We start from the raw sequence: 21,808 nt of genomic DNA on the forward strand, positions 1-21,808 counted from the left end.
CCGCGTCCGGGGCGGATGTCACGACTCCTACGCCGATGTCACCACGTGGCGCCACAACCAGTAGTCCCTGTCCGCCTCGAGCGCGGCACGGACCTTTCCGTTGCCCTGCGACGGATCAGCTTCTGCTTCCTGCGCCAGGCGATCGGCCAGCGTCGCGGTGGACCGCGCCCAGGTGGTGATCACCAGCAGTGGCAGGAGCGAGGCGTCCACTCCCCGCAGGCCCAGATGGCGGGAAAGCGGGTCCAGCGCCCAGCCGCCCTGGCCGAACGCCTTCTCAAAGGCAGCGATCTGGGCATCCCTGGCAAACGCCTGCTCGCTGGACTCGCTGAGGTACTGGAGGTAGAACACCAGGTCGTGACCGGGGACGCCGTCGGTCAGGGAGCGTTCCCAGTCCATCACCTGCAATCCATTGCCGGGCTTGACCAGCAGGTTGGGATGGCTCAGATCGCCGTGCTCAATAACCGCCGGAAGTTGGGCGGTACGCAGGGGTTCGAGGAGTTGGTGGGTGCGCTCAACCAGGCGGCCGGTCTGGGCGTCAGGGCCGGCCAGCCGTTCCAGTGCTGCCAACGGAGCGGCGACCGCTCGCTGGTACCAGTCCGGGTTGTCGGTTGCAGCATGGGTGCAGGGAAGGGACCCCACAAAGCCGGTTCCGGCCGCGACGGCCGAGGGGAGGTCGGCGGCCACCTTCCGCGGGTCCAGGGGTATGCCGGTCAACGCTGTTTCGACCAGGACCGTGTACGGCCCCTCGTCCCGGATTCCCACCAGGCGTGGAACACCCGGGCTGCCGACGGCGGCCGAGAGTTGGTCCAGCATGGCGGCCTCACGCCGGACTCCGCTGCTGTCACCGGGCTGGCGTGGAATCTTCACCACCAGGGCGGGTTCGCTTCCGCGGGACGGAAACACCAGGGCCACCACGTGCCGGGAGGTGGTGAAACGCGGTGTGAGCAGCAGCGTTTCCCACCGGCTGCCCAGGCCGTACTGGTCAAGGGCGAACTCCTCGAAGTGGTCCCGGAGGAACCGGTCAACGAAACTCATGGCCCGCCCCGTTCCGGACGTCTTCCCGTGACTGTGCCCTCCGGGACCATGAGGTCGAAGACGTGAAGTGCCAGGGCCAGGTGGGCCGCGGCCGCTTTGAGGGACCCAAACCGCACATCCTTCCGCAGTGCCAGGGTGTCGCGGATGGCCACGGCGGACTGTACCGGAACCAGCCTGGCGGTTCGGTCACGGTTCGGGGCATTCCAGTACAGGTTGACGTCCTGGTATCCGCGCCGCTCCAGTGTGCGTTTCCAGCCCCTGAGCGTCCGGGGCCCGGAACGCTGGAGCAGCGAGCGGCTGGCTTCCACGCAAATCCATCCTCCGGGTTCCAGCGCCAGCCCGGCGCTTTCCACGTGGCTGCGGCCCGGAGATGCCAGCAGCACCACGTCGCATGACGCGCCGTCCGGACCGGAGTCCGGTCCGGCCAGGCGCACGGCTTCCGGGTCCAACAGCCGCAACGCCGACTCCGTTTCCTGGCTTACCCGTCCGGCGAAGCCGAGGGTGCGCGGCTGCAGGATGGGGAGCAGGAAGCGCCAGTCCAGGAGGTGCCAGAGGTGCAAGGCCAATGCCTCCGCCGCGCCGGATTCCTGCGCGGCTTCCGAGGCCACGGGGTCCGCGTTTTCCGGCGCGGCGGAGCCACCCTCAACAGGATGGCGACGACGGTGGGCCCGGCGGGCGCCAGCCTGGGACAACGACTCCCAGACAATACCGGTGGCCACACGCTGAACGGCCTCCGCGGGCTGCGCCGCGTCCACTACCCGGCCGCCGCGGAGGCGCCCGGCCAGTTGCAGGTAGTCCTGCCGCCACGATTCCAGCAGCTCCGGGCTGTGCTCGCCCTTCCGCTCAAACATCACGGGGCCGGGTACGTCCAGCACCAGGAGGACGTCCGGGGCCGGGATCACGGCCAGGGCAAGTGCATTGCTCATGCCGGCCAGGGGTCCGCCGCCGGACCCGCCCAGCAGTGCGTCATAGGCCACGCGGTCCATCAGCACCACCTTGCCCATGCGGCGGTAGAACCGTGCCAGCACTCCGCCCCGCACCAGCCGGTAGATCTTCTTTCCGGTCCGCCCGCCCGGAATCCGGTCCAGGACCTTGTCCCAGGGACCGGCTCCCCACAGGCCCATATAGACGTACTTGGTGGGCAACGGAACGTCGGCATGCAGGCCGTTCAGCAAAGTGGTTTTGCCGGCCCCGTCCGGAGCCATGACTCCCAACAGCGGAGTATGCCCGCGGACCTGGGCCCCGGAACGCCTCAGCAGCCTGTTGACTCCTGCAATCAGGCGCGGGCTCAAGCCGCCGCCGTGCCAGGCGGCACGCATGCGGGCCGCGGTCGCGGGTACGTCGTCGAACCGTCCGCCCAGGACCAGGTCCACCATGTCGGCCACCGGCCCGGCACCCACCCGGCGCCTGACCGACTCCGCGATGCGCCCGCCGTCGGCCGCCGTCCTGGCTGCGGCGAGGGCCAACGCGCGCCGCTCCGGGGAAATGCCGCCCTTGTCCATGAACAGGTGCAGCAGGAGCAGCCATGCCTGGTCGGCCGGGTCCGGCATCCAGTACGACCTGTGGCGGACCCGGCGGCGCAGGCAGCGGGGCGCCCACGGCGTACGCCACTGCTGGTAGGGCCCGAACGCAAGGTCGGACACAACGTCGAGCTTGATCCAGGCACCGTCGTCCACCGAGTAGCAGAAGTAGAACCGGTGGCTGCCGTGGCCCGGCGCCAGGACCCGGCAGAACCCGGCGGCGGCCAGCAGTTCGTCGAGCCGGGGAAGGACGCCGCTGTCCACGAGGATATCCACGTCTCCGGCCGGCAGGGCAAGGTCATCCTCCCCGCGGAGCAGCAGCCACGGCCGGTTGGACCCATTGAGGGCGTCGAACACGGCAGCCACCCGGGGATGGACGCGCAGGATCCCAGTCCCGATGCCGCCTGCCGGCATGTTATTCAGTACGTCCACGGCGCCACCCTCCAATCGGTTGCCGGAGCCAACTCCGGGGTATGGTGCGAAACTGTTCGGGGCCTAGGGTGTGTAGGCATACTGCACCACCCAATCCACTTGGACGTGTCCGGCCGTGCCGGGTGCAGGAAAGGTACTGGAGGCGTCGTCGGCCGTTTCCACCTGAAGCGTCCAGCGCATGGGGGTGTCCGGCACACCGGCGGGTTTGGTGGTCTGGTCCACGAGTCGGCCATCCAGGAACCATTGGACCCGCCCGGGACGCCATTCGATGGTGGCGACGTGCCACTGGCCAGGCCGTGCCGCCGAGTAGCGCCTGTCGCCGGGATCGAACTGCATGCCGTTCGGCGTCCGGGTTCCCTTTATGGCCGAGTTTCCGTAGAGGGATCCGTCCAGTGCTCCCTCCGGCCAGTCGATCTCCCCCTCGTTCCAGTCGTCGCTGGCCGGCCAGAGCAGGAATGCGATCTTGTACCCCGGAATGGAGTCGTACCTGAATCGGACGGAATATCTTCCGTAGGTCTGGCCCGAATACCCAAACGGAATGACGCTGGCCACCCGCGGCCTGTTGTTCGAGTAGTGAAGGTGGAAATCAAGGTAACCGTCGTGGACCGACAGGACCTCGTCAGGGGTGTAGGTGCCGAACCCTGAGGAATCGGCGAGCCCGTCATAACCGCGCATGTCCAGGCCGTAGACGCCGCCCACCGCTCCAGCGCCCGCGCGGACGTTGAAGTCCTGCACCATGGTCTGGCGCCAGGATGGCAGATCACCGCGGGGGGCCCCGCTGACCTGTGAGGAATCGGCATGCAGGACCAGCAAGGCCGCCCCAACCAGGGACAGGGACGTCACAGTGACCAGCGACAGTTGGTACACCCGGCCGCTAGTTGCCCCAGTCAGCACGGGAAACCTCATAGATTCGCACCGACTTGTTCTCAAAGACAACCTCGGCGGCTTTGGATACGTTCAGGTCGTGCTCCAACGGGACCATGGCATCCTTGGAAAATTGCCGCAGGACGCCCGTTGAGGTCCTCTGCTGCAGGTCTGAGACCACAACGAACAGCCGGTCGGAGGCCCGCAGGTTCGCTCCTGCCCGTGTCTTGTCCACGTAGGCCACCATGTCATCGCCGGTGAAGGGCTTGGCGGAATTGTGGAGCTTTGAGGCAACCGAAACCAGCTGCCCGGTGCGCAGGTAGAAGGAATAGTGCGGGCCGATCAGGAACGGCAAGTGGTAGTTGGTCTCAACTACCGCGTCGCCCTTCTGGACGTTGGAATCGAGCCAGCGGCTGGCCGAAACATCCGCTGCCGGCACCCGGACGTTGGCCTCGTTCTGGAAGTACACCGCTGTGAACATGACGGCCAACACTGTAATCGAGGACGCAGCCCCCACCACTGCCCTCCTGCTGGGCACCCTGCCGGACCAGAGGAACCAGGCTGCGCCGATGGCCAGCCACGGGAGGGCAAACATGAAGACGCGAAGCCTGCCCTCGCCACCGTAGGAGGTGCCGAAAAGCCCAAGGATCGGCGTTGCGGCCAGCGTCCCCACGATCAGTGTGGTGCGGATGTTGCCTAAGCGAACATTGCGGATGAATCCGAGCCCGGCAAGCAAGGCGGTGAACAAAGACAGGGCAAGCGCCTCGCGTGCCAGCCAGCGTCCGGAGAGAAGGGAGGGGCCCGGGCTTCCACTGGAAGCCTTGTAGCCGGCATTTGCGAAGAAATCGAAGCCACCTAAAAGGCCGTACTTGCCCGCCACGAAATCGACGTTTGGCAGGAGGTAGAGCAACGCCATCAGCAGCAGTGCAGGTGCAACCCAGGCGGGCTTGAAGTAGCGGGTCAGAAAGAGCGGGAAGAGCCCCAGGATGGCCAGGTAGGGAGTCAGTTGGTGGCTCATCACAATCACTGCCTGCAGGACCAGGACCGCAACGATTGCGATCGCCTGCTGGCGGCCGCTGTACGTTGCGGGTTCTTCCACCTGCGGTTCGGATCTGGACAGCCGGGCCGACAGCCGGCGCTCAAGCTTGAGCACCCAGTTGGCGGGCGTGCCGCGCAGGAACGTGAGGATGATCAGGCACATTGTCAGGTGCAGGGTGTAGGCAAAGGCCTGCGGCGAGTAGTAGTTCTGGTTGAGCCAGTTGGTAAGGCTGAATACCAGGGCGGCTGTCCAGTAGATCCGCGGATTCCTGGTCAGGGTCCTGGCAATGGCCAGCACCAACGCGACGCTCATGAGCGCGAACACCGGTTCGGCCCAGCCGGCATAGGCCATCGGGTCCTGGTATCCGCTGGATTCGCCGAGGAAGGCGCTGAAGAGGAAGAATCCGGGCCAGCGGTTGTAGATGTCGATGCTGGGATCGAACTGCCCGGTGGTCTGGATCAGGTCCGTTACGGCGATGTGCTTGTACGTCCAGGGCAGCCGCGGGACAGAGGTCAGCAACCCGGCAGAGGCGTACAGCATGACCACCAGTCCGGTGATGGAGGCTCCCGTAAGCCAGCCCGAATGCAGCCGCTGCCGCGAGATGCTCCAGATGCACAAGGCCACGACGAGCGCCAGCGAGACGTACCACGTAACCGGGAAGGCCGTGAGCAGCCCGTAGTCACCCAGGCGCGGGTTCGTGGCGCCTACAGAGGCCGCCCACATGACCATCGCGGCCACCAAGACCAGCCACGGCGCATAGTTGATCAGTTGCGGGCGGGGCAGCGGGGAAGAAGCGGCCCGGGTCCGTGCCCGACCTGGGACCAGTAGGGCGACGGCGGATGCCAGCATGATGCCGACGGCGACAGGCCGGGGATTCCAGAGTTGCAGCCACCCCATGGCTGCGGCAGCCAGGGCGAAGGCCGTTGCGCCGGCAACGACCGTGAACACCAGCCGGGCTACCGGATCCACGCTGGGGAGCCAGCGCACCAGCGCCCAGCCGGGCAGCGCAAGGCAGGCCAGGAGTTTGATCCCGGCCAAGGACTCACCCCCGATGTCGAACAGGATCAGGGCCGCCGTCACGGCACCCAGCAGGGCCAGGGCGTAATCGGCATAACCAGACCTGCGTCGATGCGAAGCGCGGGAGTTCATGGGACCGGAGACGTCACCCCTGATAAGAAGCGCCATACTGTTTCAACTCCTGGATTGGCTTGCCACTGGCGGATCGGTTCTCCGTATCAGCACTGGGTGGACTGTTCGTTCTAGCTGCCCGCAGTCCGGCGGGACTGCAGGTACTTGTAGGGCCCCAAGGCCACCGCCAACAGCTGCAGCCAGGCGAGCCTGGCCACCTGCGACTCGAGGGAACCATGGACCTGGGGACCTTGGAGCGCCGGCTGGCCGGCGTGCGGGCGGCTCAGGTATTCGACCCCTACGCCCCAGCTCCTCGCCAGCGCCAGCCTGGCGGTGTGCGGGTCCATCATCACCTTGGCCATCCAGGCTCCAAGGCCGGTGCCGTAGCCGCGGGCCTGCACCCGGAGGTCTGCGAGGCCGTCCCGGTGGCGGTGCCACACGATCGCTGCCGGCTGGACCACCAGGGCGTACCCGGCAAGGATGACCCGGGTGAACATGTCGATATCCTCGCCGCCGCCGGTGGGAGTACCCACGCCCAAGGCTGGATCGAATCCGCCGAGAGTGAGGGCGGCGTGGCGTTTGAGGGCGAAATTCGCTCCAGTCCCGAACGCTCCGGGGCTGAAGGGAAACTTCGGCAACCCCTCGGGCGGGTCCTCAAGCGAGTAGACCCGGGGCACCAGGCTCCGCGACCAGCTGACCTTCGCATCGAAGTAGCCCTGGGTGGGGGTCCGAAGTTCCCCTGCCGGGACGAGCCCCGTTACGCATGCTGCCTCGGGGGCGGCCTCGAACGCCGCGGCGATCTCCCACAGCCAGGACCTGTCAACAACGACGTCGTCATCCGTGAAGGCCACCAGACTTCCCCGGGCGTGTTCCAGGCCGGTATTCCTGGCGTTGGACAGGCCGGGAGCGGGTTCGGTGACAAGCCGCACCCGCTTGTCCCTGAAGTCACGCCGCACCAGTTCTTCCGTGTCATGGGTCGCCGGCGCATTGTCAACCACCACCACGTCAAAGCGGGGGTAGTCCAGCGCAAGAATGGTCATCAGCGCCCCCCGCAACTGTGCCGTGCGGTCCCTGGTGCAGACCACCACCGTGATGTGCGGGGCCGTCACCGCCGGCGGGAATGACGTGACACGAGGCAAGGCCGCCAGGGCGTCCTCGAAAACAGCCCGATCCACGATTCCCGCCGGCGACGGCACATCGACAAATCCCCGCACGACCCCCGACGCGCGCACCAGCAGCCGTGCCCGTTCGTATCCAGCATGGTTCTCCAGTTCAAAGTGCGAACAGTCCGCAAGATCCTCCAGGTCCACGGACCCGATCCACCGGGCCCCCGGCCAGACCGGAGGTAACACGGACTCCATGGCGGGCACCAGGATCAGCGCTTCGCCCTGAAGCTCCTCAAGTACGCGGCTGGCGCCCTCGCTCATTGCACTTCCCTCCACTGCGCGCCGGCCGCCACCAAGGCGTCACCGCCGTCGTCCGGCCCCGTCCAATGCTGGAGGCGACGCCCCTGGAAGTACCCGGCCGCGGTGCAGGCAAGCACCGCAATCACAGCGCCCGCGCGGCCAAGGCCGTCGGGGCTGCCGTCCCGGCCCCAGGAACGAAGTCCGGTAAACACCGCCCGCGGGAGTACGCTGCGGACATACCGGCGCTCAGGTCCGAGCGCCCGTTTGTGGCCCACCAACTGGCTGACCTGGGCTTTGGAGAGCCCCTCCGACCAGGACCGCGACATCATGTACCGCAACGTTCCGCGGGATGCGGGGACGTGGTGGCGGACCAGCGCCGCCGGCTCGTATACGATGCGGGATCCGGGTGACCCCATCTGCGACCGGATGCAGATTTCGGTTTCCTCGCAACCCAGCGGCAAGGTGCCTTTGCGTCCCAGCGAGAGGTTGAAGCCCCCCACCTGGCGCAGCACCTCGAGCCGGAAGGACATGTTGGCGCCGATGACGTTGCGGACTTCGGAGGCCACCCGAGGCATGCCCCGGTGGCTGCACCCCACGATCCAGTCCAGTTCCTCGGCGAAATAGCCCGGCCTGCCCGCCTCCCACAGCGGGACCACCTTGCCACCCACCGCAAGGACGTCCGGATCGTCGTACAGCGCAACCAGGCGTTCGAGCCAATCCGGCGCCGCCTCGGCGTCGTCATCCAGGAAGGCGACGATGTCCGACTCAGCGAGCCCGACGCCCGTATTGCGGGCCCCGGACAGACCGGCCTGGCCGGTGCTCTCCACCACTGTCACGTCGTCGACGATTTCGACGAGCCTGTCATACAGTTCCTCGTTGTGGTCAACAACGACCAGCACCTGGTCCGGAGCCAAGGTCTGCAGCCGGACGGATTCGATGACATCGAGCAGCATTCCCCACCGCGCCGAGGTGTAGGCGCAGATCACCACCGTCACGGAGAGTGGTTTCATTCGATCAAGCATGGTGGCTCACCGCCGGTGTGAGGACACTGTGCGGGTCCACGGGCAACCGCGGGAAGCGGACGTTGGAGTAGGTGTATTTCACGCGGCGGAGCGCTTCGGGGCGTGCGCCGGCAGTCGGCGCTTCCCACACCGCGCACTCGCGCGCCAGCGTGTGCAGCACACGCCAGCCGTCGCGGAAGGTCTGGAGGTTGGATGCGCCGGAGATCCGGTCCAGCTCAAGGCTGGGAACCTCGGCGATCCGCAATCCCGCTTTGGCGGCCCGGACGATGAGTTCGGTTTCGATTTCAAAGCCGTCCGACTCCAGCTCCAGTACTTCCAGGCACTCGCGCCGGAAGGCGATGTAGCCGTAGCAAAGATCCGAGTAATTGCTGTGCAGGACAGCGTTCGCCAGTCCGGTCAGAGCCCGGTTCCCGGCCTTCCTCAGGCGGGTCAGGTCTTCGCTGCCGCCACCGGTGACGTGCCTGGAACCCTTGACGAAATCGAAGTCGTGCTGGAGCGGCGCTACAAACCACCCGATCTCCTGCGGATCCATGCTGCCGTCCGCGTCCAGCATCACGATGATATCCCCGCTGGCGGCCGCAAATCCTGAACGGAGGGCAACTCCCTTCCCTTTGCGGGTTTCGTTGACCACCACGACGTCCGAGCGAATGGCCTTGGCCACTTCAACAGTGTTGTCCTGCGAACGGCCGTCCACGATCACTACTTCATCGACGTAGGAGGGCATCCGGCGCAGAACCCAGGGAAGGTTCTTTTCCTCGTTCAACGTCGGAATAACAACGCTGATCGAGGCTTGTGGAAATAAGAGTCCCGGCTGGGAAAACAAAGCCGGCAGTTGGGGCGAAATTGACAATTGCCTCACCACTTCATGACAGTTCGGATTCTGGACAATGCCGCCGGCGGTATTTGCCGCGGCACATACGCTTGATCCGGTCATGGTCTGGTCGCTGATCCCCCAGCAACCCATCGCCAATCCTCTGGCCGTTCCCGCAGACTACCCCCTACCTAATCCGGGTATCACGAGTAGTAGGTACTCACTTTTTACCCGTCGTTTACCCCCTGTTAGGCAAGTAGAGGGGTCGGTGATGGCGCTTCCGATTAGGTATAGGGGATCGCTGCGGCGCCGAAGCCATTAGGTAGGGGAGTGTAAAGAATCCCCATTTGGGTATCTCCGCCGCATTGCCCGCGGCGGCGTTCAGGCATACGCTTCTCGGTACTTGGGGGCTTGAGCTCTTTGTTTCTGGGCCAACGGGCAGACGTCCCCTGAACGTTTCCTAAATGCCCCAGGAGTTCCCTTATGAAGCTCAGACACATCTCCCACCGCATGGGCCAGGCCCTCGTCGTCGCACTCGTTCTCGCAGCTTCCATCCTCGGCGTACCGGGTGCCGCCGTAGCCGACACCGTGTACGGCACCCAAGGCATGGCCTACTCCGGGGTGGCGAACCCGCCCACATCGGACAAACCGCAGAGCAAACTGTGGTGGAACGACGGATCATGGTGGGCGGACATGTGGAAAACCGGCACCGGATGGAGCATCTACCGACTGGACCGGACCTCCAACAGCTGGGTGGATACCGGGGTGGTGAACGACACCCGGGGCAGCACCCTCGCGGATACGCTCTGGGACGGCACCCACCTGTTCATCGCCTCCCACGTGGTGACCGTCAGCACCGACGGCTCCCCCAAGCCATCGCTTTCCGGCCAGCCCGCCAAGCTCTACAGGTACAGCTACGCCGGCGGCAAGTTCACGCTGGACAGTGGGTTTCCCACCACGATCACCAACAATTCCAGTGAATCAATGACGATCGATGCGGATTCCGTGGGCGGCGTGTGGGCGACCTGGACGCAGGTGGGCGGAAACTCGACATCCGGATTCACCAACACCGTCTACGTGAACTATTCCACCAACAACGGCGCGACGTGGGGTACCCCGTTCGTGCTTCCGGTGGCCAGCCCCAACCCGGCACCCGATGACATTTCCGCGGTGGTGGCGTTCGGCGGCGGCCAGATCGGCGTCATGTGGAGCGACCAGCGGACTGACACCATGTGGTGGGCCACCCATGCCGACGGAAAGCCCGCGAACTCCAACTGGAAACTGCAGCCGGCCATCAGGGGCAACGGGCAAGCCGATGACCACCTGAACCTCAAGACCCTGCAGGCCGACACCTCGGGCCGGGTCTTCGCCGCAGTGAAGACGAGCCTCAACGACACGTCCTCCAACAAGACGCTGCCGCAGCTGGTCCTGCTGGTCTTCAAGCCCGGCACCGGCGCCTTCACGGCGTCCACGATTGCCACCACCGGTGATTGCGTATCCCGTCCCCAGATCGTCCTGGATACCCAGAACAACCTGGTGCGGGCATTCCAAACGGCGCCGCCCACCTCGGTGTCCGGCTGCGCGTACTCCGGCGTAGCCGGCAGCATCTACGAGAAGACCGCCTCCATGGACAATCCTGTCTTTGGGTCGGGCCGCGGTACCCCGATCATGCAGGCTGCGTCGTCGTCGAACATCAATGACGTCACCACCAGCAAGCAGAGCGTTAACAACACCACCGGCCTGGTGGTCATGGCCAGCGACAATGTGGCAAAACGCTACTGGTTCTCCGACCGGGCGCTGGGCGGCACTCCGCCGCCGGCAGGCCAGGCGCCGGTGGCGTCGTTCACCGCCAACCCAACCTCGGGCACGGCACCGCTGAACGTCACCTTCACTGATACGTCCACGAATACACCCACCTCCTGGGCGTGGGATTTTGGCGACGGCGGCACGGCAGCAGTCCAGAATCCCGCCCATTCGTACGCGGCGGCCGGGACATACACAGCCAAGCTCACGGCCACCAACAGCACTGGATCATCCTCCGCGACGGCCACCATCACCGTCAGCAGCGCGCCACCGCCGCCAACGTCCGGCGGGATCACCGTGGTGAACGCCAACACCGCGAACTCGGGCACCGCCGTGAGCACGGCTTCGCTGGCGGTTCCCGCGGGCACCTCCGCCGGTGACGTCCTGGTTGCCGCCATCACCGTGGACCTCAATCCGGGTTTGACGGCGCCGGCCGGCTGGACGGCACTCGTCAACGGGCAGTCGATCAACAGTTCCTCCTCCTCCGGGGCGCGGGCCTACGCCTACTACAAGGTGGTTGGGGCCTCTGATCCGGCCACCTACAGCTGGACGCTCAGTTCGGCGGCAAAGTGGGGTGGCGGCATCACGGCGTACCGCGGGGTCAACACCACCACGCCATTGGACAGCCCGGTGGTGACGGCGGCTGACACCAGCTACTCCGCGACCAGCATTACGGTAGGCAGCATCACCACGGCCACCAACGGCGCCATGTTGATCGGCGGGGTGGGCTGTGACTGCAGCACTCCGGTGGTCACCGCCCCCTCGGGGTGGACCGAACGCTGGGAGGCCGCGGCCGGGCAGATTGCCGAGCAGGCGGATAAACCGCAGGCGACGGCGGGGGCCAGCGGAACAGCCACCTGGACTTTGAGTGCCGCCCGGGCCGTTGTTGCCTGGCGAACGGCGCTCAAGCCGGCGGCATAGGGCCGCTGCCGGCAGAGCGTGATGGGAAGCGGTTCCGGGGCTGCCATACCGGCCCCGGAGCCGCTCCCTGCCGTTGGCAAATGAATCTTATGTTGAAGCAAATTCGCCGTGCCTCGAAATTAACGCATTCTTGAGCGATCCCAGTGGCAAATCTTGATGAAATACAGCGCGTAATAATGTGCCGAATTAGTTCCTTTCGGCGCTATATTCACTCTTACCGGATTAACCCGCGCTGGGGCGCGTGAATCAACCTTAAATTGGCAGTGCAAGAATGCGGTCTCCTTCTTCGACGAATGGGGAACGCCATGCCGCTTGTGGGCCGTAGCAAAGAACTGGACCGAATCCTTTCCGTTGTCCGCGGACCCAAGGAAGGCGCTCTGGTAATTGCGGGCAGCAGGGGCGCGGGAAAATCCGCCCTCCTTGCCGAAATCCCCACCTTGTCCGATTACCGGACGGTGTTCATGGCCGCCAGCGCCGCCGAATCGGACTGGCCGCTCTCCGGGCTGACTGCGCTCCTGAACAACATGGACGATCCTGTCCTGAACCGGATTGCGGACGATCTCCTTCGCGACAGCGCCGGGGACATGAACGTACCCTCCGTGTCCGGCATGCTCCTGAACGGCCTGCACCAGCGCTCGTCTTCCAGGACTGTGATCGTGATCGACAACGCCGACCAGCTGGACCACAGCAGCCAGGAAGTCCTGGGGTTCCTTGGCCGCCGCCTCACCGGCACTGACGTCGTCCTTGTCCTCGGACTGCGGGCAGAGCTCCCGGAAGGCCCGTTCAGCGGGTTGCCCGTCCTGCAGCTTGGCGCACTCACCTACAGCGATACGGTGCGGATGCTTGAAAGCATTCCCGCGAAACGGACCACGACGGCGGCCGCGCACGCGGTTGCCGCAGCCACCCGCGGCAACCCGCTTGCCGCCGTCGAACTCTACAACCAGCTCATGGTCCGGCACGCTGAAGGAAAATACGCCCTGCCCGTCCCGCTCGCCTCCGTGGGAAGTTTTGACGCCGAGTACGCGTCCGTTGTTGGTGCGCTGAACCCCGGCGCCCGCGGAGTCCTGGACCTGCTCGCCCTGTCCTACCGCAGCGATATTTCCACGATCGAAAAGATCGACCATGACGTGTGGACCAGCGTTGATGAACTCCTCGGCGCCGGCCTGGTGAAGCGGACCGGGCCGCACCTTGGGATCGGTGACCAGCTGCTCCGGGGAGCCGTCTTCAACGCCATGACCCCTGCGGTCCGGACCGCGAACCACCGCGCCCTCGCGGAAGCAGCCAACAACACGGACCCGTACGCCCGCAGGTGGCACCTGAGTTTTACCGCCCTGGAACGCAAGACCCCGTTCCAGCTGCTCCGGCACGCCGTCGACCTGATCCGCGGCGGCGAGGTGGTCTTTGCGGTGGAATACATCGAGCGGGCCCTGACCATCAATCCCTGGGAGGCCGAGACGGCAGCCCGCCTCACCACACTGGCTGAACTCCTGTTCAACCGGGGAGAGTTCGTCTACGCCCGGCGCTATCTGGAATGGGCGCAGCGGGTGACCCGGAATCCGGCACTGATCCTGCGGCTTACCGGCCTGTCCTTCGAGATCCAGTTCGCCCAGGGCGCCGCCGTACGCTCCAGCATGGTGCTGCGCCTGGTGAAGGAGTTCGGCCAGCACGATCCCGCCTACGCGGCCAGCTTGCTCGCCATCGGGGCCCTCTACTACGCCGAGAGGTGGGAGTTGAAGGACGCCGCCGAGCTCCTCCGGTGCGGCGGCGGCTTCAAAGGCTCCGCCTCCGCCCAGTGCCTGGCCATTTCCGGCCGGGCCGCAACCCTGGTGGAATCCATCAGCGGAAACACCGCAAACCTTGCCTTCAAGTATGAGCAGTCCGGCACCGCGCGGGTGGCCGGACTCCTGGTGCAAGGCCGGGCGCTGACCTACGCCGAGCACTATGAAGGCGCGCAGGAGGCCTTTGCCATGCTCCGCGGCTCCGCAGAACCCGGTCACGTCAACTGGCGTGAAACCGCAGCCCTGATGGCAGTCGACAATGAAATCCGGGCCGGGAACGTACGCGCGGCAGTCACGCTGATCGATGACCTGGAGCGTTCCGAACCCGAAATCAAATACCACCGCGGGGTGCGTCACTACTTCCGGGTGTGGCGCGCCTACGCCGTGGGTGATGCCGCACGTGCCCAGGCGCACGCCGTCGAGGCCCACCGATACGCGGGTGCGGAAAGCCACCCGGCGCTCACCGCACAGCTCGCTGCCTGCCAGGGCCATTTTGCCCTGCTGCGCGGTGACCTGGCGGAGTCCGTTGCCCAGTTGTCCCGGGCCGTCGAGATCGGCATGGGGTTCGGCAACCCCACCCTGCTCCGTTGTGAGGCCGACCTGGTGGAAGTGCTTATCCGCCTGGGCCGGCACCATGAGGCCACCCAGGCGTTGATGCGCCTCGAGGGCCGTTCCGTGGGATTGCGCTCACCGTGGCTGATGATGGCCGTGACCCGGAGCCGCGCCATGCTGGCTGACGGCGAGCAGTCGCTGCAGCTCTTCTCCCAAGCCCTCCAGGGCCGGAACGGGCACATGCTCGAGCAGGCAAGGACACTGATGTGCTACGCGGAACGGCTGCACGCCTTCGGCAAGCTGCGCGACGCACGCGACGCCCTGCTCCGGGCCAAGGTGATGTTCGACGAGGCGGGCGCGGATGCCTGGACCCAGCACGTGGATGCCCTCCTCCTGGACGAACGCGTGGAACCGGTCCGGCAGCAGGGCAACCCTGCCATGCTGATGCTCGCAGACCATGAGCGGTCGCTGGCCAAAATGGTGGCCCGGGGCATGCGGAACAAGGAAATTGCCGCCACGCTGTACGTCTCCGTGCGCACGGTGGAAGTGCGCCTGACAGCCATCTACCGAAAGCTCGGTGTCGAGTCCCGGGCACAGCTGACGGCCCTCGCCGCAGACAAGGGCCACGCCGCCAGGGAACCCTACGTGCTGCCTGTTCTGTAGGAAAAATCCCTGCAGTTGCGGTACCCGCAGTATCCACAACCTTCCCTTGCAAGACCCACAAAGGCCGCCCCTGCCCCGTTCAAACCCGGCCGGCCGCGGCTAGTTTTGCTTCACAGCCAGGGGACAGGCGCTACGACCGAAAGGGTGATCATGGCAGAGATACCAGTTGTCAGGGCCCGACGTTCGGCCTTCGACTGGCTTGTTCCGCCCGCTGCTGCACAGCGGGCGGGAACAGAGCAGCTGGCGGCAGGGGAAACCGCAGGAACCCGGTTCCCCCTGCCGCCGGCAGCCACCCTTCTTCCTGCGGCGAATGCCCGGCCCCGCAAAGCAACGGCAGCCTGGATCAGCCGGCACACCAACCTCCTGCGGTCCGCAGACGCCGTCGTGGTCACGCTCTCCGCTTACGCCGGCTTCCTTCTTTCCGAGGCGGGGTTCTCTCCCGAAGGCCCCAGGGATGGCGGAGCAGCAGCCGCGGCAGCCGCGCTCACGGCAACCTGGCTGGCGGCGCTGGAGATCTATCACACCAGGGACCCGAAGGTGCTGGGCATCGGCGCTGACGAGTACAAGCGGGTTGCCTCCGCCACGCTCCGCGTTTTTGGCCTCCTGGCCCTCGCAGCCGTGATCGTCTCCATCCACGGCGCCAGCGCATTCGTGACCGTGTCCCTGCCGCTGGGCCTGGTGGCCCTGACCCTGAACCGCCGGGCGTTCCGCCGCCGCCTGACCGCCGAGAAGGCCAAGGGACGGCACCTCTCCCGCGCCGTGGTGGTGGGCGAGCCCGAGGACGTCCGTTATGTGGTGCAGCAGATCCGCAAGTCCGGGGCGGTCTACGAAATCCTCGGGGCCTGCCTCCCGGGAGCACGCCGCGGTGCAGGACTCCGGGTGGACAGCTGCACTGTGCCGGTCCTGTCCTCCACGGACGATATCGCCCGGACAGTACGCCTGGCGGACGCGGACTCGGTAATCATCGCCGGACCCCTGCCGGGCGGCAACAGATTCATCCGCGAGCTGGGCTGGAAACTCGAAGAGTCCTCCGCGGAGCTGATCCTGGCATCAACCCTGACCAATGTTGCCGGTCCCCGCATCCACTGGCGGCCGGTGGACGGCCTGCCCCTGATGCACGTGGACATTCCGCAGTACGGCGGTGCAAAGCATGCCATGAAGCGGATCATGGATGTGGCCGCGGCGCTGGCGGCCCTGCTGACGCTCTCACCTGTACTCCTCGTGCTCGCGCTGATCGTGAAGCGGGACAGCCCGGGCCCGGTCCTTTTCCGGCAGGCCCGGATCGGCAAGGACGGCCAGGCCTTCGGGATGTACAAGTTCCGGTCCATGGTGGTCGACGCCGAGGCGCGGCTGGCGGGGCTGAACCAGCAGAATCAGGGCGCCGGGGTGCTCTTCAAAATGAAGGACGATCCCAGGGTCACCCGCTGCGGCCGCTGGATGCGCAAATACTCGCTCGATGAACTCCCCCAACTCTGGAACGTGGTGCTGGGCGACATGAGCATGGTGGGTCCCCGCCCGCCGCTGGACCGTGAAGTCAGCGGCTACGAACGCCACACCCACCGCCGGCTGCTGATCAAGCCGGGCATCACCGGGCTCTGGCAGATCAACGGCCGCTCCGACCTTCCGTGGGAGGAAGCGGTCCGCCTGGACCTCTACTACGTCGAAAACTGGTCCCTCGCCGGTGACCTGCTGATTCTTTGGCGGACGTTCCGGGCTGTCGTCCGGCCGTCCGGTGCCTACTGACACACTCACAAATGGGAAGAAAATGACATGAGAAAATTCGGCAGTCCCTTCCATCCCGCCAACCACCCGCAGCCTGCGCCAAAACTCCGCATCGCCGTCGTCGGAGCCGGCTACTGGGGACCCAACCTGGCGCGCAACCTCCAGGCCAGCCCGGACTGGGACCTGGTGGCCATCTGCGACCTGGACATCGACCGGGCCCGCAAGCTGGCGGACACGCTGGGGCAGATCCCGTGCGTCGAGTCCATCGACGAGTTGCTGGACAGCTTTGACGTTGACGCGGTAGCCATCGCGACGCCGGCGCGAACCCACCATGGAGCGGTCATGACGGCGCTGCGCGCCGGGAAGCACGTCCTGGTCGAAAAGCCGTTGGCGGACAGCCGGGAACACGGGCTGGAGATGGTGGCCGAGGCACGGGCGAACGGTTTGATCCTGATGGCGGACCACACTTACTGCTATACGCCGGCGGTCCTGAAGATGCAGGAGCTGGTGCAGTCAGGATCCCTCGGCGACATCCTGTTCGTGGACTCCACCCGGATTAACCTGGGCCTGGTGCAGCCCGACGTCGACGTTTTCTGGGACCTCGCCCCACATGACCTGTCCATCCTCGACTTCGTCCTCCCGGGCGGCCTCAACCCCGCCGAGGTCTCAGCGTTCGGCGCGGACCCGCTGGGGACCGGCCGTGACTGCGTGGGCCACCTGAACTTCCGGCTCCCCAACGATGCCACCGCCCACGTGCACGTGAACTGGCTCAGTCCCACCAAAATCCGCCAGATGGTGATCGGCGGATCCTTGCGGACCCTGGTGTGGGACGATCTGAACCCCCAGCAGCGGCTGAGCGTCTATGACCGCGGGGTAAGCCTGGACCGGCAGCCGAAAACTGCAGGCGAGAAGGCGTCCACCGCTGTTTCCTACCGCCTGGGTGATACGTGGTCCCCGGCGCTGCCGGAACGTGAGGCACTCGGCCAGGTGGTGCAGGAACTCGCATCCTGCATCCGTACCGGCCGGCAGGCACGGACGGGCGGCGCCTCCGGGCTCCGGGTGCTGTCCGTCCTTGAAGCAGTCACCCGCAGCCTGGCCCTGGACGGCCGGCCCACCTCCGTGGCGGGCGGCGCGATGGCGGGTACCGGCGCTGAACTGGAGGGGGCCCGGTGAGCCCGCTGCAGGGGGCCAATGTCCTGGTCACCGGCGGCGCAGGCACCATCGGGTCCACCCTGGTGGACGCCCTGCTGGCCGCCGGGGTGGAGCGGATCGACGTCCTGGACAACCTTGTCCGCGGCAGGCTGGACAACCTCTCCGGCGCCCTGGCAGCCGGGCAGGTTGAACTGGTGCAGGGCAGCATCCAGGACCGGGACCTGGTGCATGACCTCACCCGGGGCAAGGACCTGGTGTTCCATCAGGCGGCCATCCGGATCACCCAGTGCGCGGAGGAACCCCGGCTGGCACTGGAGGTACTGGTGGACGGAACCTTCAACGTCCTGGAAGCCGCTGCGGAACACAAGGTGGCCAAGCTCGTGGCCGCATCCAGCGCATCGGTCTACGGGATGGCGGAGGAGTTCCCCACCACGGAACGGCACCACCATGCCAACAACGACACGTTCTACGGCGCCGCCAAGTCCTTCAACGAAGGGATGGCCCGGAGCTTCCGAGCCATGACGGGCCTGGACTACGTGATGCTGCGCTACTTCAACGTCTACGGGCCCCGAATGGACGTCCACGGCCTGTACACAGAGGTCCTGGTGCGGTGGATGGAACGGATCATGGACGGGCAGCCGCCGCTGATCTTCGGCGACGGCCTCCAGACCATGGACTTCATTTACACCGCGGACGTGGCCCGAGCGAATGTGCTGGCCGCCGCCAGCGGCATTGCCGAAGGAACCTACAACGTGGCCAGCGGGACGGAGACCAGCCTGCTGGAGATGGCACGCACGCTGCTGCGGGTCATGGGCTCGGACCTCAGCGTCGACCATGGCCCCGCACGGCAGGTGAACAGCGTGGTCCGCCGGCTGGCCGATACGTCCGCGGCCGCCCGCGACCTTGGCTTCAAGGCGGAAGTGGAACTCGATGAAGGACTGCGCCAACTCGTCAGATGGTGGATGCCGCTGCGCGATGAAATTGCCGCCACACGGAAGGTTGGTGCCTGATGACTGCCGAACCAGTCCTCGCCCGGATCAATGTCATGAAGCCCTGGCTCGGTGATGAGGAAGCCAGGGCTTTGGCCGAGGTGGTGGCATCCGGCTGGGTGGCGCAAGGCCCCAAGGTCAAGGAGTTCGAATCCCGGTTCGCCGAGTACCAGGGCGTCCGCCACGCGGTGGCCACCTCCAGCTGCACCACGGCCCTGCACCTGGCCCTGGTCGTGGCGGGAATCGGCCCCGGGGACGACGTTGTGGTGCCCTCCCTGTCCTTCATTGCCACGGCCAACGCGGTGACCTACGTCGGTGCCCGGCCCGTGTTCTGCGACGTGGACCCGGCCACCGGGAACGTGACGGCGGAAACCCTGCACGCCGCCCTCACGCTGGACACGAGGGCCGTGATCGTGGTGGACCAGGGCGGCGTGCCACTGGACCTGGACCCCATCCGCGAACTCTGCGACCGGCACGAGATCCTGGTGATCGAGGACGCCGCATGCGCGGTGGGGTCGAGGTACAAGGGCAAGCCGGTAGGCGCCGGCGCGGACGTGGCAGTGTGGTCCTTCCATCCGCGCAAGATCCTCACCACCGGTGAGGGCGGCATGCTCACCACCAACCGGGCCGATTGGGCGGCCAGGGCCAGGACGTTGCGGGAGCATTCCATGAGCGTGTCCGCAGCGGACCGGCACGGATCGCTCCTGGCCCCTCCGGAGGTGTACCTGGAGGTGGGGTTCAACTACCGGATGACGGACCTGCAGGCCGCCGTCGGAATCGTCCAGCTGGGCCGGCTGCCGGAGGTGCTGGAGCGGCGGCGGAATATTGCGGCCCGCTACGTTGCCGGCCTTTCCCGGGTCCCGGGCCTCCGGCTGGTCTCGGACCCGCCCTACGGCACCACGAATTTCCAGTCCTTCTGGGTGGAAGTGCTGCCCAGCTTTGGGACGACGCGGGACGGGCTGATGGAGCTGTTGGCGGACGCCGGGATCTCGGCCCGGAGGGGCATCATGGCCGCCCACCGCCAGCCGGCCTACCGGTGGCGGAACTCCGGCGGCTCCCTCCTGCCGCAAACCGAACGGCTCAACGACAGGACCCTGATCCTTCCCGTTTACCACGAACTGGACGACGACGGGCTGGACAGGATCATCGGCACCATCCGTGGGGCGGCCGCAGGGATGCGCACGTGAGCGAGCTGATCCTGATAGCTGCCAGCGGCCTGGCCCGCGAAGTCCTGGCGATGGTGCGCAGCAGCGGCCAGTACGACGTCGTCGGCCTGCTGGACGACGACAGGGAAATGGCAGGCGTCACCGTGGACGGGGCCCCGGTCCTGGGAACCATCGATGACGCCGCGAAGTACACGCATGCGTTTGTCCTGGTGTGCATTGGTTCCGGGCGGGTCAGGGAATCGGTGGTGGAGCGGTTGACGGCCATGGGCCTCACCGAGGCACGCTATGCGACGGCGGTGGACCCCTCGGTCCAGTACCCGGAAGGATGCCGGGTGGGCAGGGGAAGCATCCTGCTCCGCAACGTCACGCTCACCGCATCCGTCACCCTGGGATCGCACGTGGTTGCCATGCCCTCGGTGACCTTCACGCACGACGACGACGTGGCGGACTTCGCCACATTCGCTGCAGGAGTGTCGCTGGGCGGCGGCGTCCGGATTGGCCGGGCAGCCTACCTGGGGATGAACGCCAGCGTGCGCGAACGCACGTCCGTGGGCGCGTACGCCACCGTGGGGATGGGAGCGGCCGTGCTGAGCAACGTGCCCGACGGGCAGACGTGGGTTGGGGTGCCCGCCCGTGAAATTGACGGCGAACGATTCAGTGTTGGGGGAATTTCATGAATTCCGATGTGGATGTGCAGGCGGTCCCGCTGGTGGACCTGGCAGCCCAGCAGGCTGAAATCCATGAGGAGGTCATGGCCGAACTGGACACGGTCCTGAGTTCGGCTTCCTTCATTGGCGGGCCGGCCGTTGCCTCGTTCGAGGCGGCGTACGCCTCTTTCCTGGGCGCACGGCACTGCGCCGGCGTCGCGAACGGAACGGACGCGCTGGAACTTGCGCTGCGTGCCGGCGGCGTGCGGCCAGGCGGGGAAGTCATCCTCCCTGCCAACACCTTCATCGCCACGGCGGAGGCAGTCAGCCGGATCGGGGCAGTCCCGGTGCCTGTCGACGTCGACCCTTGCTATCTCCTGATCGATCCCGACGCCGTGGCCGCCGCAGTGACCTCCCGCACGCAGGCCATCGTGCCGGTCCACTTGTTCGGGCAGACCGCCTTCGTGGAACAGTTGATCCCTGTTGCGGACTCCTGCGGCGCGGTGATCATCGAGGACGCCGCCCAGTCCCAGGGCGCAACACGGTTTGGCCGGCATGCCGGAACGTGGGGCCTTGCCGCCGGGACCAGCTTCTACCCTGGCAAGAACCTTGGGGCGGCCGGGGATGCGGGAGCGGTGCTGACCTCCGACCCCGATGTTGATGCCCAGGTCCGGTTGCTGGGTGCGCACGGGAGTTCTGTGAAGTACCGGCACGACGCCATCGGGTTCAACTCGCGCCTGGATACCGTCCAGGCGGTGGTCCTTAAAGCGAAGCTGGCGAGGTTGCAGGGCTGGAACCTGCGGCGGCGGGCAGCGGCGGAACGCTATGCGGCGTTGCTGGCAGATGTGCCGGGCGTTGAGCTCCCGCGTGAGGCGCCGGGGAACGCGGACGTGTGGCACCTGTACGTGGTGCGGGTCCAGCACCGGGACGCCGTCCTCGAGTCGTTGCACGCGGCCGGGATCCAGGCAGGAATCCACTACCCGGTTCCGGTGCACCGCAGCGGGGCATATGCGGGCCGGACTGTCGGTTCATTCCCCGTCGCCGAGGACGCTGCCGGCCGGATCCTGTCGCTTCCGCTGTTCCCGCATATCACTGCCGAACAGCAGGAACGCGTTGCGGGGGCGCTGTCATGCGCAGTGACGAAGCCGTAGTCCTTTT

Annotated in this window: 15 protein-coding genes; 8 read left to right on the forward strand and 7 right to left on the reverse strand. The window is 66.4% G+C overall.

Annotated elements, in window-relative coordinates; all coding sequences use genetic code 11:
• Positions 1 to 27: 27 nt before the first annotated feature.
• The 7 genes from AB4Y79_RS04515 to AB4Y79_RS04545 all read right to left on the reverse strand — a co-directional run bounded on the left by AB4Y79_RS04515 (position 28) and on the right by AB4Y79_RS04545 (position 9,308).
• The gene (locus tag AB4Y79_RS04515) at positions 28 to 1,035 is read right to left on the reverse strand and encodes an aminoglycoside phosphotransferase family protein (RefSeq protein WP_441859117.1); all 1,008 of its coding nucleotides are present in this window, start codon (positions 1,033 to 1,035) and stop codon (positions 28 to 30) included.
• Entirely contained in the window at positions 1,032 to 2,987 is a 1,956-nt protein-coding gene (locus tag AB4Y79_RS04520) for a hypothetical protein (RefSeq protein WP_441859119.1), read from the reverse strand. The genes AB4Y79_RS04515 and AB4Y79_RS04520 overlap by 4 nt, the downstream gene beginning before the upstream one ends.
• Before the next feature lie 63 nt (positions 2,988 to 3,050).
• Positions 3,051 to 3,881 carry a glycoside hydrolase family 16 protein gene (locus tag AB4Y79_RS04525; RefSeq protein WP_441859121.1) on the reverse strand — a complete coding sequence of 277 codons (831 nt, stop codon included), beginning with the start codon at positions 3,879 to 3,881 and terminating at the stop codon, positions 3,051 to 3,053.
• Positions 3,862 to 6,075: a hypothetical protein gene (locus AB4Y79_RS04530; RefSeq protein WP_441859123.1), complete on the reverse strand. Its 2,214-nt coding sequence runs from the start codon at positions 6,073 to 6,075 to the stop codon at positions 3,862 to 3,864. The genes AB4Y79_RS04525 and AB4Y79_RS04530 overlap by 20 nt, the downstream gene beginning before the upstream one ends.
• Before the next feature lie 74 nt (positions 6,076 to 6,149).
• Positions 6,150 to 7,445, reverse strand: coding sequence for a glycosyltransferase family 2 protein (locus AB4Y79_RS04535; protein WP_441859124.1), 1,296 nt, complete (start codon positions 7,443 to 7,445; stop codon positions 6,150 to 6,152).
• Positions 7,442 to 8,434, reverse strand: a complete 993-nt coding sequence (locus tag AB4Y79_RS04540; RefSeq protein WP_441859125.1) for a glycosyltransferase family 2 protein — start codon at positions 8,432 to 8,434, stop codon at positions 7,442 to 7,444. Before AB4Y79_RS04540 ends, AB4Y79_RS04535 begins: the two co-directional genes overlap by 4 nt.
• A 4-nt stretch (positions 8,435 to 8,438) precedes the next feature.
• Positions 8,439 to 9,308: a glycosyltransferase family 2 protein gene (locus AB4Y79_RS04545; protein WP_441859127.1), complete on the reverse strand. Its 870-nt coding sequence runs from the start codon at positions 9,306 to 9,308 to the stop codon at positions 8,439 to 8,441.
• A gap of 432 nt (positions 9,309 to 9,740) precedes the next feature.
• Here AB4Y79_RS04545 and AB4Y79_RS04550 point away from each other — a divergent pair, with 432 nt between their 5' ends.
• The 8 genes from AB4Y79_RS04550 to AB4Y79_RS04585 all read left to right on the forward strand — a co-directional run bounded on the left by AB4Y79_RS04550 (position 9,741) and on the right by AB4Y79_RS04585 (position 21,801).
• Entirely contained in the window at positions 9,741 to 11,981 is a 2,241-nt protein-coding gene (locus AB4Y79_RS04550) for a PKD domain-containing protein (RefSeq protein ID WP_441859129.1), read from the forward strand.
• Between the two features lie 305 nt (positions 11,982 to 12,286).
• Entirely contained in the window at positions 12,287 to 14,974 is a 2,688-nt protein-coding gene (locus AB4Y79_RS04555) for an AAA family ATPase (protein ID WP_441859131.1), read from the forward strand.
• A 150-nt stretch (positions 14,975 to 15,124) separates the two neighbouring features.
• The gene (locus tag AB4Y79_RS04560; RefSeq protein ID WP_441859133.1) at positions 15,125 to 16,717 is read left to right on the forward strand and encodes a sugar transferase; all 1,593 of its coding nucleotides are present in this window, start codon (positions 15,125 to 15,127) and stop codon (positions 16,715 to 16,717) included.
• 27 nt (positions 16,718 to 16,744) lie between these two features.
• Complete coding sequence (locus tag AB4Y79_RS04565; RefSeq protein WP_441859135.1) at positions 16,745 to 17,869, forward strand: Gfo/Idh/MocA family protein; 1,125 nt, start codon at positions 16,745 to 16,747, stop codon at positions 17,867 to 17,869.
• Positions 17,866 to 18,858: an NAD-dependent epimerase/dehydratase family protein gene (locus tag AB4Y79_RS04570; RefSeq protein ID WP_441859137.1), complete on the forward strand. Its 993-nt coding sequence runs from the start codon at positions 17,866 to 17,868 to the stop codon at positions 18,856 to 18,858. Before AB4Y79_RS04565 ends, AB4Y79_RS04570 begins: the two co-directional genes overlap by 4 nt.
• Positions 18,858 to 20,024, forward strand: coding sequence for a DegT/DnrJ/EryC1/StrS family aminotransferase (locus tag AB4Y79_RS04575; protein WP_441859139.1), 1,167 nt, complete (start codon positions 18,858 to 18,860; stop codon positions 20,022 to 20,024). The genes AB4Y79_RS04570 and AB4Y79_RS04575 overlap by 1 nt, the downstream gene beginning before the upstream one ends.
• Positions 20,021 to 20,680, forward strand: a complete 660-nt coding sequence (locus AB4Y79_RS04580; protein ID WP_441859141.1) for an acetyltransferase — start codon at positions 20,021 to 20,023, stop codon at positions 20,678 to 20,680. The genes AB4Y79_RS04575 and AB4Y79_RS04580 overlap by 4 nt, the downstream gene beginning before the upstream one ends.
• Positions 20,677 to 21,801: a DegT/DnrJ/EryC1/StrS family aminotransferase gene (locus AB4Y79_RS04585; RefSeq protein WP_441859143.1), complete on the forward strand. Its 1,125-nt coding sequence runs from the start codon at positions 20,677 to 20,679 to the stop codon at positions 21,799 to 21,801. Before AB4Y79_RS04580 ends, AB4Y79_RS04585 begins: the two co-directional genes overlap by 4 nt.
• Positions 21,802 to 21,808: the final 7 nt, after the last annotated feature.

It is taken from the genome of Pseudarthrobacter sp. YAF2, from assembly GCF_052113345.1.
In the GTDB taxonomy this organism is placed as follows: Bacteria; Actinomycetota; Actinomycetes; order Actinomycetales; family Micrococcaceae; genus Arthrobacter.